This window comes from Lysobacter antibioticus, from assembly GCF_001442535.1.
Classification (GTDB): Bacteria; Pseudomonadota; Gammaproteobacteria; order Xanthomonadales; family Xanthomonadaceae; genus Lysobacter; species Lysobacter antibioticus.
Genome location: NZ_CP013141.1, coordinates 4,969,267 through 4,986,265, shown reverse-complemented (window position 1 = coordinate 4,986,265; position 16,999 = coordinate 4,969,267). Strand labels below are relative to the sequence as shown.

At 67.6% G+C, this 16,999-nt stretch carries 12 protein-coding genes; 5 read left to right on the top strand and 7 right to left on the bottom strand.

Annotated elements, in window-relative coordinates; all coding sequences use genetic code 11:
* Positions 1-84: 84 nt before the first annotated feature.
* The 7 genes from GLA29479_RS20245 to GLA29479_RS20215 all read right to left on the bottom strand — a co-directional run bounded on the left by GLA29479_RS20245 (position 85) and on the right by GLA29479_RS20215 (position 11,178).
* Positions 85-1,191: a PepSY-associated TM helix domain-containing protein gene (locus GLA29479_RS20245; RefSeq protein ID WP_057972651.1), complete on the bottom strand. Its 1,107-nt coding sequence runs from the start codon at positions 1,189-1,191 to the stop codon at positions 85-87.
* Between the two features lie 22 nt (positions 1,192-1,213).
* Entirely contained in the window at positions 1,214-3,334 is a 2,121-nt protein-coding gene (locus GLA29479_RS20240) for a TonB-dependent receptor (protein WP_057972650.1), read from the bottom strand.
* 1,229 nt (positions 3,335-4,563) lie between these two features.
* Positions 4,564-5,541, bottom strand: coding sequence for a ribokinase (locus GLA29479_RS20235; protein ID WP_057917153.1), 978 nt, complete (start codon positions 5,539-5,541; stop codon positions 4,564-4,566).
* A gap of 4 nt (positions 5,542-5,545) precedes the next feature.
* The gene (locus GLA29479_RS20230) at positions 5,546-6,844 is read right to left on the bottom strand and encodes a NupC/NupG family nucleoside CNT transporter (RefSeq protein ID WP_057917154.1); all 1,299 of its coding nucleotides are present in this window, start codon (positions 6,842-6,844) and stop codon (positions 5,546-5,548) included.
* 121 nt (positions 6,845-6,965) lie between these two features.
* On the bottom strand, positions 6,966-8,102 hold the full coding sequence (locus GLA29479_RS20225) for a GGDEF domain-containing protein (RefSeq protein ID WP_057972649.1): 1,137 nt from the start codon (positions 8,100-8,102) through the stop codon (positions 6,966-6,968).
* Between the two features lie 87 nt (positions 8,103-8,189).
* Entirely contained in the window at positions 8,190-8,777 is a 588-nt protein-coding gene (locus tag GLA29479_RS20220; RefSeq protein ID WP_057917156.1) for a TMEM165/GDT1 family protein, read from the bottom strand.
* A 1,453-nt stretch (positions 8,778-10,230) separates the two neighbouring features.
* Positions 10,231-11,178, bottom strand: coding sequence for a hypothetical protein (locus tag GLA29479_RS20215; RefSeq protein ID WP_057972648.1), 948 nt, complete (start codon positions 11,176-11,178; stop codon positions 10,231-10,233).
* Positions 11,179-11,254: 76 nt separating this feature from the next.
* On the opposite strand from GLA29479_RS20215, the gene GLA29479_RS20210 reads away from it, so the two are divergent.
* The 5 genes from GLA29479_RS20210 (at position 11,255) to GLA29479_RS20190 (ending at position 16,814) form a co-directional block, all read left to right on the top strand.
* Complete coding sequence (locus GLA29479_RS20210; RefSeq protein ID WP_057972647.1) at positions 11,255-12,226, top strand: aldo/keto reductase; 972 nt, start codon at positions 11,255-11,257, stop codon at positions 12,224-12,226.
* Between the two features lie 126 nt (positions 12,227-12,352).
* A complete protein-coding gene (gene hemP, locus GLA29479_RS26075) occupies positions 12,353-12,604 on the top strand; it encodes a hemin uptake protein HemP (protein WP_057972646.1) in 252 nt (83 codons plus the stop codon).
* A 332-nt stretch (positions 12,605-12,936) separates the two neighbouring features.
* Positions 12,937-15,213, top strand: a complete 2,277-nt coding sequence (locus GLA29479_RS20200; RefSeq protein WP_425599954.1) for a TonB-dependent hemoglobin/transferrin/lactoferrin family receptor — start codon at positions 12,937-12,939, stop codon at positions 15,211-15,213.
* A 3-nt stretch (positions 15,214-15,216) separates the two neighbouring features.
* A complete protein-coding gene (locus tag GLA29479_RS20195) occupies positions 15,217-15,789 on the top strand; it encodes a hypothetical protein (protein WP_057972645.1) in 573 nt (190 codons plus the stop codon).
* A 65-nt stretch (positions 15,790-15,854) separates the two neighbouring features.
* Entirely contained in the window at positions 15,855-16,814 is a 960-nt protein-coding gene (locus tag GLA29479_RS20190) for a DUF6607 family protein (protein WP_057972644.1), read from the top strand.
* Positions 16,815-16,999 lie beyond the last annotated feature (185 nt).

The window sequence follows — 16,999 nt, the reverse complement described above, 5'->3', positions numbered from 1 at the left end:
ATCCGCAAAATCGAGACGGTCGCCATTTTCACATCGTGGCGGGAAGCTTGTCGGCGCGGCGACGTTCGCAGGCGGGGCGTGCGTTCAGCGATTGCGGCGCCGGCGCCAGAACAGGAAGCCGGTGACGAGCAGGAACGGCGGCGCCAGGCCGGTCAGTGCGATCAGCCATTGCCACAGGCGTCCACCGACGAAACCGCCATGCAGCGGATAGATCGATTCGTAGCTGCGCGTGCCGAGTCCTTGCCGGGTCGCATCGAGGGTGCCGATCAATCGGCCCTGATAGGGATCGAACCAGACCATGCTGCGCCCGACCGGATGCCATTCGTCGACGGCGCGGCTGCGGATCGCGATCAGGCCGCTGCCGGCCTTGGGCAGGCTGATCCGGCTCAGGCGCGCGCCGGCGAGCGGGCCGTCCGCCGCGACCGCGGCCTCGGCCGCACGCAGGGTCGCGGTCCAGTCGATCGGCGCGTCGCGCGCTTCGAGCTTGGGCGGCTTGCGCGGCTTGGCGTCGCCGAAGGCAGCACGCAGGCCGTCGCGCACCACATCGTCGTAGACCATCGACACGCCGGTCAGTGTCGCCAGCAGGGTCAGCGGCAGCAGCCACAGGCCGATGCCGCGATGCCAGCTGAGCCAGCGCCGGGTCGGCGGCCCGCGGTACCACTTCAGGCTCGCCGCCAGCGCTTTCCAGCGCGGCCACCACAGGTACAGGCCGCTGGCGAGCAGGAACACCGCGACCAGGCCGACCACGCCGAGCACCTGCTCGCCGGTCTTTCCCGCGAGCAGATGGATGTGCAGGTCGCGCAGCCACAGCAGCAGGTCGTTGTCGGTATTGCGCAGCAACAGCAGTTCGCCGCTGGCCGGATCGAAGTAACGGCGTTCGTTGTCGGGGAAATAGGCTTGCCACACCGGCAGGGTCGCGGTGGGCAGGTCGATCGAGCTCATGCCCTGGGTCTGCCAGTGGCCGACGATGCGTTCGAGCGCGCGCCCGCGTTGCTCCTGCGTCGGCAAGGCATGCTCGCCGAGTTGCGGATAGGCCAATACCAGCAACTCGCGTTGGAACGCCAGCACCGTGCCCGACAGGGCGACCACGGCGAACAGCAGCCCGGCGCTGAGGCCGAGCCACAGGTGTAGCCACTTCAGCGCCGTGCGCAGGCGCGAACGCAGCGAAGTATGGGCCTGGCGATGCGACATGCTGGGCGGGCCGGAAGCGGACTCAGAAGCGATATTGCCAGCTCGCGCTCAACACGCGGCCGCGGCCGGCGACGTAGGTGTCGTTGCGCGGCGTGCTCTGCGAGTAGTAGGTCACGTACTGTTCGTCGAGCAGGTTCTCCACGCCGAGGTTGAGCTGGCCGGCCGGCAGCTTGAAGCGGGCCTGCAGGTCGAGCGTGGTGTAGCCGTCGGTGCTGGCCACGCGCACGCCCTTGAGGTCGAAGTCGCGGTCCAGCGAGCGGCTGCCCTGCAGCCGAGTCGAGACGTTCTCGCTCCAGCTGTGGTCCCAGAACGCGATGATGCGGTCGGGGCTGATGTTGATGCCCGGCAGGTCGCTGTCGACGCGATCGTCGCCGTCGCTGTCGTAGCGGCCTTCGGCGCCGGCATAACCCAGGCCGACGCGGCCGGCGTCGGAGAAGCGGAAGGCGAGATTGGCTTCGACGCCGCGGATCTCGGTGCGCTCGCGCACGACGTTATAGCTCTGGGTATTGCGGTCGAAGGCCAGGCGCGAACCGAGGTCGGAGTCGGACCAGTACGCCGCCACGTGCGCGACCCAACGGCCGTCGTCGAAGTCCAGGCCGACCTCGCGGTTGTCCGACACGACCGGCGACAGGTCGATCAGGTTGTCGACGCGCTGGTTCGGCGCGGTGATGCCGCGCAGCACGCGGCCGATGTCGGCGACGGTGTAGCCCTCCGAGTACGAGGCGTAGAACTTCAGCGCGTCGCTGGCTTCCCAGACCGCGCCGAAGTTCGGCAGGGTCTTGCTGGTCTTGGGCGAGCCGCCTTCGACGAAACGGCTGCCGCCGGCGTTGGCCGGGATCGTGGTGAAGTCGTCGACCTTAAGCTGGCCGCGCTCGTGGCGTACGCCGCCGGTCAGCATCACCTTGTCGGCGACCCACCATTCGGCCTGGACGAACGGCGACCAGGATTCGTACTGCGTCTCCGGCACCCACTTCAGGCCGCTGACCACCAGTTCCTGATAGGTCGTGTCGCGCCCCCAGTCGAGGCCGAGGGTGACGCGCAGGCGCTGGTCGAACAGGTTGTCGCGCGACCAACTGAACTTGCCGCCGAGTTTTTCCGAGACGTTCTGCGACTGGTCCCACCAATGCGGGTCGCGGCCGTCGCGCCAGAAATCTTCCCAGTCGGTGGCGCCGTACAGGCCCTTGAAGTCGACCCAGTACAGCTGCGCCTGCAGATAACCGCCGGCCACCGACTTGTCGGTGTAGTCCAGCACCAGCGAAGTCGAGCGGTTGCGCGCGCCCTGGCCTTCGCGGCTGCCGCGCGCCGAGGTGGCGAGGCGGCCGCTGCGGATGTCGCCGTTGACGGTGATGTAGTCGTTGTTGCCTTCCAACTCGTAGCGATTGGCGGTGAGCTGCAGGCGGCGCTGTTCGTCGAGGTCCCAGCCGGCCTTGGCGAACAGGTTGTTGCTGCGCGCGTCCATCAGGTCGCCCTGGATGTCGTTGACCGCGATCGCGTTGCCGTTGCCGTCGTAGTACAGGCCTTCGCTGGCGAAGGAGACGCCGCCGACGAAGTCGAACGCGCCTTGGCGGGTGCCGAACAGATACGAGGCGCGATAGCCACTGCCGTCGCTCTGGCTCGGCAGCGCGGTGCTGGCGCCGAGGCTGAGCTCGTGGAAGCGTTCGCCGTCCTGGCGCGGCGCGCGCTTGGTGATGATGTTGATGATGCCGCCCGAGGCGCCGAGGCCCTGCAGCGCATTGGCGCCGTGGATGACTTCGATGCGTTCGATCATCGCCGGGTCGATGGTGTGGCCGTCGCGACCGCCCTCGCGCAGCGGCGTCGATTGCGGCACGCCGTCGATCAGGTACAGCGGCTTGCGCCCGCGCAGGGTTTCGCCGCCGTTGGTGAGCTTCTGCCGCGACGGCGCGAACGAGGGAATCAGGTTGGCCAGGACCTGCGAGATGTCCTGGGTCACGGCCAACTGCTGGCGCAGCTGTTCCTGATCGATCACGGTGATGGTATTCGCCAGCGCGGCCTCGGAGTTCGGCATGCGGCTGGTGCTGGCCGAGACGGTGACGCGGTCGATGTCCTTGGCCTCGTCGGCGTGGGCGACGGGCGCGGCGAGGGCGGCCAGCAGGGCGCTGGCGAGGAACGAGAAACGGGGCATGCGGGAGAGGCCTGGGAACTGCGACAGGATTCGCATGTTAATGCGAACCATTCTCAAACAAAAGGGTGGGTCGGCCATGTCCCTGGCGGGAGGCCGGTGGGGCTGGGCTTCTAGCCCCGTCGGGGGGCTACAGCCCCTTTAGGAGCGGCGTGAGCCGCGACCGAGGGACGTGCAGAGGCAACAAGGCCGATGTGGCCGGGCGAAGGGTGGCTGCTTTCGCCGGGTAGGAGCGGCGCGAGCCGCGACCAGGGGACGTGCTGATGCAACAAGGCCGACGCTGCCAGTCGAAGGGCGGCTGCTTTCGCCGGGTAGGAGCGGCGCGAGCCGCGACCAGGGGACGTGCTGAGGCAACAAGGCCGACGCTGCCGGTCGAAGGGCGGCTGCTTTCACCGGGTAGGAGCGGCGCGAGCCGCGACCGCGATGTAATGGCGTTGCGGCGTATCGGTCCGCAAGAGGTAACGGCAAAGGCAAAGGGCAAAGGGCAAAGCTTCCGTCCGCTAAAGCGGCCGGGTTACTTTCTTTTGCTGGCCCAAAAGAAAAGTAACCAAAGAAAAGGGCTTTCCTTGACGAAGCTCCCCTGCGAGCACGCAGCCCGCGCCGGGATTTTCCGATAAGACGTCCCTGTCTTATCGGAAAACGGCGCACGTCCTGTGCGCCGCCCTCCGGGTCTCCAGGTGTTCTCGCAAGAGCGGTGCTGCGCCAAGCTCATACGGCAACGGCAACGGCAACGGCAACGGCAACGGCAACGGCAACGGCACGATTGCGGTTGTTGTATGGATTTTGCCGTTGCTGTGCGTCGCCTCGCATTAGCGAAGGCAATCGAAGACCCGGAGGGCGGCGCGCAGGGATGCGCGCCGTTTTTCATCGGGACAGGGATGTCCCGTATGAAAAATCCCTGCGGAAGCACCGCTCGTGCGGGCTTGTGATTCAAAGAAAAGCATTTTTCTTTGGTTACCTTTCTTTTGTTGCTTTAGACAAAAGAAAGTTACCCGCCGCTTTGGTGGCGGAAGCTCTTAGCGTTAGATCTAGATCTAGATCTAGATCTAGGTTTTGCTTGAGCGATGCGCCGCGAACCCATCGCAGCGCGGTCGCGACTCGCGTCGCTCCTACCCACGTGGACGTGCGCGGCTTCGATCGATCACGGCAACGGTGTATTCGCTCCGCGTCCCTTGGTCGCGACTCGCGTCGCTCCTACCCTTAAAGCAAATCCGTCGGGAGCGGCGAACCGCTCAGCCGAAGCGCGCGCGCACCTCGGCGTCGCGCGGCATCGCCGCGGCCGCGCCGACGCGTTCGGTCGACAGGCCGGCATAGCGGTTGGCGTAGGCGACATGCGCCGCGAACGGGGCCTCGCCGGTAGCGGCCAGCGAGGCGGCGAGGGCGCCGTTGAAGGCGTCGCCGGCGCCGGTGGTGTCGACGGCTTTGACCGCGGCTGCGGGGCAGCGGTAGTACGCGCAGTCGTCGCCGTGCAGGGCGCCGTCGGCATGGGAAACGAAGCAGCCGGCCTTGCCCAGAGTCACGACTACGCTGCCATGCCCAAGCAGGCGACGGCAGTGCGCGTGCAGCTCGGCATCGGGCAGGACGCTCAGGGTGTCGGGATCGAGCGTGGCGCCGGTGCGCAGACGCAACTGCGCGCAGAACTCGGTTTCGTTCGGGGTGATCACATCGGCCAGCGCCCACAGCGCGTCGCTGGCGACGGCGTCGGCCGGGGCCGGGTTGAGCAGGGTCAGGGCGCCGATGCGGCGTGCCGCGGAGAATGCGGCCGCGGCCGATTCGACCGGCGTCTCCAACTGGCTCAGCAAGACCTGCGCGGTGCCGAGCAGGGCGTCGTGGCTGCCGACGAACTCCGCCGACAGCTCGGCGTTGGCGCCCGGTCCGATGACGATGGTGTTGCGGCCGTCGGCATCGACGTAGATGCCGGCGGTGCCGGTCGGCGCGTCGCTGCGCAGATCGCGCAGGTCGATACCGTCGCCGGCGGCGAGCGCGTGTGCGAGCTGGCCGCCGACATCCTCGCCCAGGGCGCAGATGAAGCTGGTTTGCGCGCCGGCGCGGGCGGCCGCGGTGGCCTGGTTGAAGCCCTTGCCGCCGGGACCGGTGCGGTAGGTGCCGGCGAGGGTTTCGCCGGGCTGCGGCAGCGCGGCGAGGGACCAGACGTGGTCGACGTTGAAGGAACCGACGACGACGACGCGACCTGCGGAGGCTTGGCTCATGGGCTTAGGCGGAGAAATGAGTCAGTACGCCGGCGATGGTCGCGGTCATGAAGGTCGCGATGGAACCGCCGAGCACGGCGCGCAGGCCGAAACGCGCGAGGTCCTGGCGACGTTCCGGGGCCAGGCCGCCGATGCCGCCGATCTGGATCGCGATCGAGCTGAAGTTGGCGAAACCGCACAGGGCGTACGTGGCGATCAAGCGGCCTTCGTCGCTGAGGGCGACGCCGGCGACCTTGCCGTTGACGATGTCGGCCAGGTGGGTATAGGCCACGAACTCGTTGAGCACCACCTTCTCGCCGATCAGGCCGCCGACCACGTTGGCGTCGGCCCAAGGGGTGCCGATCACCCAGGCGATCGGCGCCAGCAGGAAGCCGAGCAGGGTCGACAGGTCGGTCGGCTTGCCGATCGCCGCGGCCAGGCCGGTCTGTTCGCCGATCCAGGTCAGCGGTGCGTTGACCAGCGCGATCAGGGCGATGAAGGCCAGCAGCATCGCGCCGATGTTGAGCGCCAGGCGCAGGCCGTCGCCGGCGCCGGCGGCGGCGGCGTCGATGATGTTGGCGGTGTTCTTCTCGACTTCCATCTTGACCGTGCCGCGGGTCAGCGGCTCACCGGTCTCGGGAACGAGGATCTTGGCGATCACCAGGGTCGCCGGCGCGGCCATGATCGAGGCGGCGAGCAGGTGTTTGGCGTAGAACGCCTGTGCGTCCTGGTCGCCGGCGCCGAGCATGCCGACGTAGGCGGCGAGCACGCCGCCGGCGATGTGGGCCATGCCGCCGATCATCATCGTGATCAGCTCGGACTCGGTCATCTTGGGGATGTACGGCCGTACGGTCAGCGGCGCTTCGGTCTGGCCGATGAAGACGCTGGCGCAGACGCTGGTGGTTTCGGCGCCGGACACGCGCATCACCTTGGTGATCGCCCAGGCCATCGCCCGCACCACCGCCTGCATCACGCCGAGGTGGTAGAGCACGCCCATCAGGGCGGAGAAGAAGATGATCGTCGGCAGCACCTGGAAGGCGAAGATGAAGCCGAATTTGCTGACGTCCATGAGGTCGCCGAAGATGAACTTCGAGCCGGCGCCGACGAACTCCAGCACGTGCACGAAACCCTTGCCGATCGCGTCGAACACGTCCTTGCCGCCGGGCACCAACAGCACCACCGAGGCGAAGGCGATCTGCAGGGAGATGCCGATCCCGACCAGCTTCCAGTCGACCGAACGGCGGTTGACCGAGAACACCCACGCAATGCCGACGAGCACCGCCAAACCGAACAGGCCGAAGGCCACGCGCGTAATCGAATCCACTCCACTCTCCCCGGGCGCCGGAGCCCCGGCGGCTTGTTAGCGACTTATTAATCGGGGCAGCCTAGTGCAGTGACGGCGCCAGCGGCAAGCTGCGCCGCCGGGCTTGCCAGGGCCGGCTCGTTCAGATATCGCGGGCGACCACGCGATTGCGGCCGGATTGCTTGGCCCGCTGCAGGCGCAGGTCGGCGCGGCGGAGCAGGCGCGAGAGGTCGCCGCCTTCCTGCGGAAACGTCACCAGACCGGCGCTGAAGCTCAGCCACAGCGGCTCGGCGCCGCGGCCGGGCTCGAACGGGCGCTCGGCGACGGTGCGGCGGATCGCGTCGACTTCCTCGAAGGCGGTGCCCAAGGGTTTGCGCATCACCAGCAGGAATTCGCCGCCGCTCAGGCGCACCAGCCATTCGCTGGGTTCGGCCTGTTCGCGCAGCACCGCGACCAGGTGGCGCAGGCTGCGGTCGCCGAGGCGGTGGCCGTAGTCGTCGTTGATGCGTTTGAAATGGTCCAGGTCGATCAGGGCCAGGGTCAGGCTGCCGCCGTCGCGGCGAACGGTGTCGAACAGGCGCGGGATGCGGTGGGTCAGCCAGGTCCGGTTCGGCAACCGGGTCAGGCCGTCGGTGCCGGACATCTCGATCAGGCGTTGCATCCGATACACGACCATCGAGGTGGCGATGGTCACCATCGCCAGCAGGACGATGCGCTGCGACTGGCTGCCGAGGGTGACCGCGCCGTAATCGCTCGACATCAGCTCTTCCGGCGAATCGGCGGCGGCGAACACGGCGGTGATCAGCACGCCGTACTGGACCAAGGCGAGCAGGCCGGCGAACAGGGTGACGCGGCCGTCGCTGCGCAGCGCGGTCATCAGGATCGCGAACAGGTAGCCGCACCAGACGATCAGGCTGTTGAGCCCGGCCGGCAGGTGCTGGGCGGCGAGCGCGGCCAGCACCAGGGTGGTGGCGGTGACGTCGAAGCCGGCGGTGGTGAAGGGCAGCCAGCGGTAGCGGCGCTGGCGCCGGGCCAGGGCCAGCCACAGCTGCGAGAACACGTTGACGAAGACCGCCCCGCCCAGGCCGATCATGGTTTCCTTGACGCTGCCGCCGCCGATCGCGTTGAACAGCGGCAACAGCAGCAGCATCGCGGCGAGCACCGCGCGCAGTCGCGCCACCAGCAATTCGCCGCCGGCGCCGATCTCGAGCATGATTTCGTCCGGCCGCAGCAACAGCGCCACCAGTACGCCGCGCAACCTTCCGCCGATGCCGTGCATCCCTACGCGATCCCCTTGCCGTCCGCGGCGAGCATAGCGCGAGAGCCGGTCGCCCGGCTCCCGCGTGAGCGTCGGTGAGGCCGCCGGTCAGCCGATTCCGCGCACCGCGACCCAGATCGCCAGTGCCGCGAACACGGCCGCTGCGACGTAGCGCGCGGTTTTCAAGGGCAGGCGGTCGGCAAAACGGCTGCCGAGCAGCGCCACCGGCACGTTGGCGAGCAGCATGCCGACGGTGGTGCCGGCGATCACCGCCCACAAGGGTTCGTAGCGGGTCGCGAGCAGCACGGTGGCGACCTGGGTCTTGTCGCCGATCTCGGCGAAGAAGAAGGCAATGGTGGTGGCGAGGAAGGCGCCGCGCGCCGAGAACTGGGGCTCTTCGTCGAGCCGGTCGGGCTTGAGCGTCCACAGCGCGACGGCGAGGAAGCTCGCCGCGACGATCCAGCGCAGCACTTCCGGCCGCAGCCAATGCGCGACCAGGGTGCCGAACCAGGCGGCGAGGGCATGGTTGAGCAGGGTGGCGACGAGGATGCCGGCGATGATCGGCCAGGGTTTGCGGAAGCGCGCGGCCAGCAGCAGGGCGAGCAACTGGGTCTTGTCGCCGATTTCGGCGAGCGCGACGGTGCCCGTCGAGACGAGGGTGGTGACGACCGAGGCCGGGAGGAAGGACAGATCCATGACAACTCCGGGGTCGGGCATTCGCGTGGACGCGAAGGCGGACGATGCGCGGCCCGACCCGGGTTGCGCGCAACGCCTGCCTTCGGTCTTGCCCGTGGTCGCTAGCGCTCGGCGATGGGGTCGTGGACCCGGATCGTTCGCGCTGGCTGCCGCTCATGCGCCATGGCCGGTGGGCCAAGTGTGTTGACGCATGTCCCCGCAGGCCTTGGCGGCTGCGGGTGGGCTACTCCCCGGAGGAGGAAAGTGGGGCGGATTGTAGCTGGATCGAGGCGGTAGTGGGCGAATGAGAATCTTTCGCCGTTGGGGCCTGCCGCGCTGTCGGGGTGGATCCACAGGGCGCGCGCTTGTGCCGTGGGCGCAGTACCCGATGGGGCGGGGCCTTGGCTTTTCAGGGTAGGAGCGGCGTCCTACTGGATTTCCTTCGGCCACAAGCCGCGATCAAGGGACGCGCAGAGGCAATCGCGCCGATGTCATCCATTCAAGCGATGCGCCATCGCGTGGGTAGAAGCGGCGTCCCATAGGAATTTCCTGGCGTCATACGCCGCGACCGCGCTACGTCGGTCTTGCCGCACTAGGCAGTCAGGCAACATCAACAGCAAAGCTTCCGTCCGCTGACGCGGCCGGGTTACTTTCTTTTGTTGGCCCAAAAGAAAAGTAACCAAAGAAAAGGGCTTTCCTTGACGAAGCTCCCCTGCGAGTTCGCAGCTCGCGCCGGGATTTTCCGATAAGACATCCTTGTCTTATCGGAAAACGGCGCACGTCCTGTGCGCCGCCCTCCGGGTCTACGGTTGCATTGCGAGTTCGGTGCTACGCCGAGCTTCAACGTCAACGTCAACGTCAACGTCAATGGCAGACGGTTCGCGACCGCTTTTGGGTAGGAGCGGCGCAAGCCGCGACCCTGCGGCCGCCGGCGCAGGGGGGCGCAGCTGCGTGGTCGCGGCTTGCGCCGCTCCTACCCTGCGACAGGGTGTCGCCTCGATGGAATGCATCGGCGCTGCTGTCTCTGCACGTCCCGTGGTCGCGGCTTACGCCGCTCCTACAGGGGGGCGTTGCGGCGCTTCGGGTTCCTATTGTCGGCTTTGGCTTTGGCTTTGGCTTTGGCTTTGATTTGGCCTTGGCCGTTGCTGTGCGTCGTCTCGATCTAGCGAAGGCAATAGAAGACCCGGAGGGCGGCGCGCAGGGATGCGCGCCGTTTTTCATCGGGACAGGGATGTCCCGTATGAAAAATCCCCGCGTCGGCACCGATCGTGCGGGCCCTTGATTCAAAGAAAAGCATTTTTCTTTGGTTACCTTTCTTTTGTTGCTTATGACAAAAGAAAGTAACCCGCCGCTTTAGTGGCGGAAGCTTTTGGCGTTTGATCCAGATCTTGCTTGGTACGCGCGCCGCAAGACTGCGGCGTTTGACTATGCAAGCAGCCGAATCGAAGGACCGAAAGAGCCTCGCTCACGCACTTCACTGCGAACACGGGCTCTCGACGTTCTCGTCCGCATACAACGAGGCGAAGCCGGCCGGCATGACCCGGGGCATGCGTTGCAACGGCGGCTTCAGGGTCGGGAAATAGTCGCGCTGCCATTGCGCGGCCAGGGCAACGGCGGCCGGTTCCAGGGCGGCATGGCGCGCTTCCGGGCGGTCGGCGGGTTTACCGGAGAGGCGGCCGATCAGCAAGCGCATGGCGCGGGCCTTGGTCGGGTCGTTCGGGATCAGGCCGGTGATCGGCGAGGAGTTGTCGCTGTAGCCGACCATCAGGTCGAACACCGAGGGCAGGTAACCGGCTTCGAACGAGAGCTGCATCATGTTGCCGGCTTCGGCGCGCCAGCGGTCGAACTCGGGCGTGCCCATGCGCGAGTAATCGATCAGGACCGAGTCGCCGCGGGCGTAGCGGTACATCGCTTCGGGTTCGCCGGCGAGGGCGGCCTGGCGCAGGTAATGGTTGCCTTGTTTCCAGGCGTCGTCGGGCGCGTTGCGGCATTCGGCGACCATGTGCCGCGCGCGGTTTTCGAGTTTGCTCATGTAGGCGCGTTGCTCGGCCGGCATGTCCGGACGGGCGTTGTCGTCGGCCGCGGCCAGCACCTGCTCGGCGGCCGACAGGTCGGTGCAGCGCAGCAGCTCCATGCCCAGTTGGCAGGAGGCGCGGCTGTCGCCGGCGTCGGCGCGGTTCTTCAGCTCGGCCAGGGCCGGGTTGCGGTAGTCGCCGGCGGCGGGCTGGATCTTGCGCGACGTGGCGGCGGCCGGTGCGGTGTCGGCCGTTTCGGGCGCTGCATCGGCGACCTCGGCCTGCACGGCGTCCGGTTCGGGCAGCGCGGGCGCCGGCGTGCGCAGGCGCCACAGTTGCCAGGCCAACAATGCGACGGCGATCGCGATGAAGATCACGATCAGGCCTCGGGTTTTCAGGTTCGTCATCGCCACATGCAGTCCTTTGTCGCATCGTCCAGGGGCGTAGCATGACCGCAGTCACCGCTCAGTTTGGAGTGCATCCATGCAGTACCGTCGCCTCGGTTCATCCGGCCTCCAGATTTCGGCGCTGTCGTTCGGCGCCTGGGTCACCTTCGGCGCGCAGATCGGCCGCGACACCGCCCGCGAGCTGATCGCCGCGGCCTGGGACCACGGCATCAATTTCTTCGACAACGCCGAAGGCTATGCCAACGGCGAGGCGGAGCGGGTGATGGGCGAGGCGATCGCCGATCTGCGCCTGCCGCGCGACGGCTACTGCGTGTCGAGCAAGGTCATGTTCGGCTCGGTCGAGGAACCCGGGCCGACCCAGAAGGGATTGTCGCGCAAGCATGTCACCGAAGCCTGCCACGACGCGCTGCGCCGGCTGCGTGTCGAGCATCTCGATCTGTACTACTGCCATCGTCCCGATCCGGACGTGCCGGTCGAGGAAACCGTGTGGGCGATGGACGCGCTGATCCGCCAGGGCAAGGTCTTGTATTGGGGCACTTCGGAATGGCCGGCGGCGCTGATCCGCGAGGCGCACAAGATCGCCCGCGCTCATCATCTGCATGCGCCGACCATGGAGCAGCCGCAGTACAACCTGCTGCATCGCGAGCGGGTCGAACTGGAATATGCGCCGCTGTATGCCGAACTCGGCCTCGGCACGACGATCTGGTCGCCGCTGGCCTCGGGCTTGCTGACCGGCAAATATCGCGACGGAATTTCCGCGCAGAGCCGGCTCGGCCAGGCCGACCAGCAGTGGCTGCAGCGGATCGTGCTCGGCAGCTCGGACCAGCGGAGGCCGCAACGCGCCGACGCCTTCGTCGCGGTCGCGCGCGAGCTCGGCGCGGAGCCGGCGCCGTTGGCGATCGCCTGGTGCCTGCGTAACCCGCACGTTTCCAGCGTGATTCTCGGCGCCAGCCGCACCGAACAACTGCTGCAGAACCTGCAGGCGCTGGACTGGGTCGAGCGCATCGACGAAGCCGGTTGGCAGCGGGTGGAGAGCGCGACGGCCTGAGTCGGCCTGAGACGGGGAGGAGCGGACCGCGCATGACCGGGGTCGCAGATCCGGCGGTTGGGGTGTTGACTGTCAAATGAGAATCATTATCATTTTTGTCGAGCCCACCCCCAACGAGCCACCGTCATGTCTCTGCGCAATCCGGTGCTGCAACTGAAACCCCGTAGCGATCGTCCCCTGGCTGCCGTCGCGGCGCCCGTCGCCGTGCCCTCCATCGCTTCGGCCTCGGCGACCTCGGTCGTCGTCGCCGCCGCCCAAGGCGTCCTGGTCGAAAGCACGGCCTTGCTTCGCGGCGCGCGTGAAGTGTTGATCCGCCATGGCGGCGAGGTCTATCGCTTGCGTCACACCCGCAACGACAAGCTGATCCTCACCAAGTAATCCTGCGATGCAGTTCCAAGTAACACCGCGATTGGCGTAATCCAAGTAACCCGGCGATCGGCGCGATCCAGCCAAGCCCGTCCAGCCGCACCCGCTTCTGAATTTGAAGCGGTACCTCCCAAGCCGATCGCAACGCCACGCCCGCGTCATCCGCCATACCGCGCTCCCGGCAGGAGGGCGGTATGGCGCGTCGGCTTCGGCCGATCCGCCAGCACCTTCTCTCTCAAGGCTGCCAGCCCCTCCGCTTTGCACAATGGTTGCAACGGACGCCCGCTCGCCTCGGCCAATCCACTACCGAGTCCGACCGAATGTCCTGCGTTCTTACTATTGCCGTGCCCGCTCGTTCCGCTTCCCCATCGCTGCGCGCGCCGGTGCGCTGCGCGCTCGCCCTGGCCTTGTCGCTGGCCCTGCCTGCAGTCGCCGCCGCGGCCGATGCCGCCGACAGTGCCGACGTCAACGAACTCCAGCGCGTCGTGGTCAGCGCCACGCGCACCGAGCGCGCCGTGGAGGATGTGGCGGCGACGGTCAGCGCGATCGACCGCGAACGCATGGACCGCGAACTGGTCCGCGACCTGAAGGATCTGTTCCGCTACGAGCCGGGCATCGAGGTCGGCGCCAACAGCGAGCGCTTCGGCCTCGGCGACATCCGCATCCGCGGCCTCGGCGGCAACCGCGTGCGGGTGTTGGTCGACGGCATCTCGGTGTCCGACAGTTTCTCGATCGGCAGCTTCTCCAACGCCGGGCGCAATTTCGTCGACCTCGATACGGTCAAGGAAGTCGAGGTCGTGCGCGGCCCGAGCAGCGCACTGCACGGCTCCGACGCGCTCGGTGGCGTGGTCTCGTTCGTCACCAAGGACCCGGCCGACTACCTTAAGGACGGTGCCGGCAGCTACTTCGGCCTCAAGGCCGGTTACGACGGCAAGAACGAAAGCCTGTTCGGCGGCGCCACCGCGGCCTTCGGCGGCGAGCGCTGGTCCGGCTTGGTCGTGCTCAATCATCACCAGGGCGAGGAGACCGGCAACCAGGGCGGGAACGCCGCGCTGGATGCTCGCCGCACCCGGCCCAACCCGCAGAGCAACGAAGGCCGCAGCCTGCTGGCCAAGCTGGTGTATGCGCCGAGCGACCGCCAGCGCTTCCGCCTGACCGTGGAAGGCAGCGAAGACCAGACCGACACCCAGGTCTTCAGCGCCCGCGGCACCGCCTTGTCGATGCCGGGCGCGCCGCAGGTGCGGGTGTTGTCGCAGACCGGCGACGATCACCAGACCCGCGCACGGGTCGCGTTCGCGCACGAAATCGACAGCCTCGACAGCGTGCTGGCCGATTCGCTGCGCTGGCAGGTCTATCGCCAGGACAGCGAGACCACCCAGCGCACTCGCGAGCAGCGCGTCAGCGTGATCGGAGGTCGCGAGATCAGCCCGACCCTGCGCCTGCGCGAGTTCAATTTCGACCAGCGCGTGTACGGCGCCGAGGCCACCGCGCACAAGGATTTCGCGACCGGTGCGGTCGAGCACACGCTGACCTACGGTTTCGAATACGAAGACACCGAGCTCCGGCAGAAGCGCGACGGCCGCGCGGTCAATCTGACCACCGGCGCGGTCAGTAGCGTGATTTCGCCCGATACCTTCCCGGTGCGCGATTTCCCGGTCAGCAAGACCCGCAACGCCGGAGTGTTCGTGCAGGACGAGATCCGCTTCGCCGACGGCAAGTTCCGCCTGGTGCCGGCGGTTCGCGTGGACCGTTACGAACTGCGTCCGCAACAGGACCCGATCTGGAACGCCGACAACCCGGGGGTGAAGATCAGCGACCTCAGCAAGACCAGCGTCTCCCCCAAGCTCGGCGCAGTCTGGCACTTCGCCCAGGACTGGTCGTTGTTCGGCGGCTACCAGCGCGGTTTCCGCGCGCCGCCCTACAGCGACGTCAACCTCGGCTTCACCAATCTGCAGTTCGGCTACACCGCCATCCCGAACCCGGACCTCAAGCCCGAGACCAGCGACGGTTACGAACTCGGCCTGCGCTTCAGCACCGCCGCCGCCTATGCGCAGTTGTCGGTGTACTCCAACGACTATAAGGACTTCATCGAGTCCAACCGCCAGGTCAGCGCGCCGCCGCAGACGCCGTTGATCGTGTTCCAGTCGCAGAACGTGGCCAAGGCGCGCATCCGCGGCGTCGAACTGCGCGGCGGCGTCGACTTCGGCCAGCTCTCCGACCGCCTCGCCGGTTGGTCGCTGCGCGGCGCGGCGGCCTGGAGCGAGGGCGAGGACAAGACCGCCGACCGGCCGTTGGAGTCGATCGCGCCGTTGACCGCCACGCTCGGCGTGGCCTACGACCGCGCCAGTTGGGGGGTCGAACTCGCCGGGCGTTTCGCCCACCGCAAGAGCGACCTGCCGGCACCGAACCGCTTCGCCACGCCCGGTTACGGCGTGCTCGATCTGCTCGCGCACTGGGATTTCGCCCCCGGCGCCAAGTTCAACGTCGGCGTGTTCAATCTCGCCGACAAGAAGTATTGGGACGGCGCCAATCTGCCCGGCCTCAGCGCCGGCAGCGCCATCGTCGACCGCTACACCGCGCCCGGCCGTAACCTCGGCATGAGCGTGGCGGTGAGCTGGTAAACCATGCGCGCGACGTTGCCGACCGCCACGCTCGACCGCGCCGGCTTGCCGATGCCGGAACGTTTGGCGGCGGTCGCGACGGTGTTGTGCGTGTATCCCTCGCGTCATCGCGATGCCCTCGACGGCTGGCTGCAGGCGCACAGCGCCGAGCGGCTGGTCCGTCACGACGGCGAGGCCTTGTGCGAGGCCTTGCTGTTCCGCAACGGCGCCGGCCGCGCCTGCTGGCGCCTGTACCTGCTACCGGACAGCGATTTCCTGGCCTGGGACGATGCCGCCGCCGAACTGCCCGCGCACCGTGGCTTCGATACGCGCAGCGGCGTGTGGCCGCGTCTGCGGCGGCGCTGGTGGCGTCGTCTGCGCGGCCGCTGGTGCGCCGAGGTCCTGCGCCTGCATGTGCTGCACGACGAAGCCGGGCACTGCGTCCTGCTCGCCGACGCGGCCGAGCTGTCGGACCTGGGGCATGCGCACGCGCGCCGCATCGCCGCCGGCGAGGGCGCGCGCCTGCGCCCGCAGGCGCACGTGTGCTGCTGCATGGCCTCGGGCCTGCGCGACGGCGCGCCGCCGCAGTACGCCTGAGCCGACCGCTTCGTCTGTTTATTCCGACCCCTTCCGCAGCCAACCGAGAACCATCGAGTTCAGCCATGACCCGACGTCTGTACACCGCCAGCCTGCTGGCCATCACTCTTGTCGCCAGCCGTGCCGTGCTGGCCCTGTCTCCCGTGCCGGCCGCCGAGGCCTCGATCGAGCGCGATCGCGCTTCGATCCTGGCGATGAAGGGCGAATACATCGTCGATTTCGCCTTCGACGAAACCGTCCTGCTCAAGCCCGGCTACGAGCGCGCGGCGGCGATGCGCAGCGGCGGCAACGAGACCGTCATCGTGGTCGAGGACAGCCCGCGCAAGCTCGTGCTGCAGCACATCCTGGTCGATGCGAAAAGCGGCCACGTGACCAAGCACTGGCGCCAGGACTGGGTCTATGAGGCGCCGCAGCGTTTCGAGTTCAGCGCCGACCAGACCTGGCACGTGCGCAAGATTCCGGCCGAACTCAATCGCGGCGCCTGGACCCAGTGCGTGTACGAGGTCAGCGATGCGCCGCGTTACTGCGGCACCGGGCACTGGGACTATCGCAACGGCATCGCGACCTGGACCAGCGATGCCAGCTGGCGCCCGCTGCCGCGACGCGAGTACACCAAGCGCAGCGACTACAACGCGGTCTCGGCGGTCAACCGCCACACCATCACGCCGAACGGCTGGACCCACGAGCAGTTCAACACCAAGGTGCTGCGCAAGCCCGATGGCAGCCAGGAAGAGCTGGCGCGCGAATTCGGCTTCAACGATTACCAGAAGACCGGCGAGGTCGACTTCAAGCCGGCCTATACCTATTGGAAGGCGACCGAGGGTTTCTGGAGCAAGGTCCGCACGCGTTGGGACCGTTATCTGGAGCGTGCGCCGGGCGTGCGGCTCAAGACCAAGATCGACGGCATGGCGATGATCGTTCCCTTGTTCGAGCAGGCCGGGAAACTCGAAGACGGCAAGAGCGTCGCCGACGGCGAGATCGATGCGGTGTTCGCCAAGTGGGTGACCGCCGCGCCTGCGGAGTAACGAGCGCGATACGTCGTGCTCTGCGTTGCGAAACGCGGAGGCAAGAAAGGCCGGGTCGATCCCGGCCTTTCCGCATGTACGTCCCGGAGGGCGCCTTCGCCTGGCTCAGTAGACCTGGTGCACGTGGCGATCGCTGGTCATCGCCCAGGCTGGCGGCGCGGGCGGCGGCGGTGCATGGGGCGGCG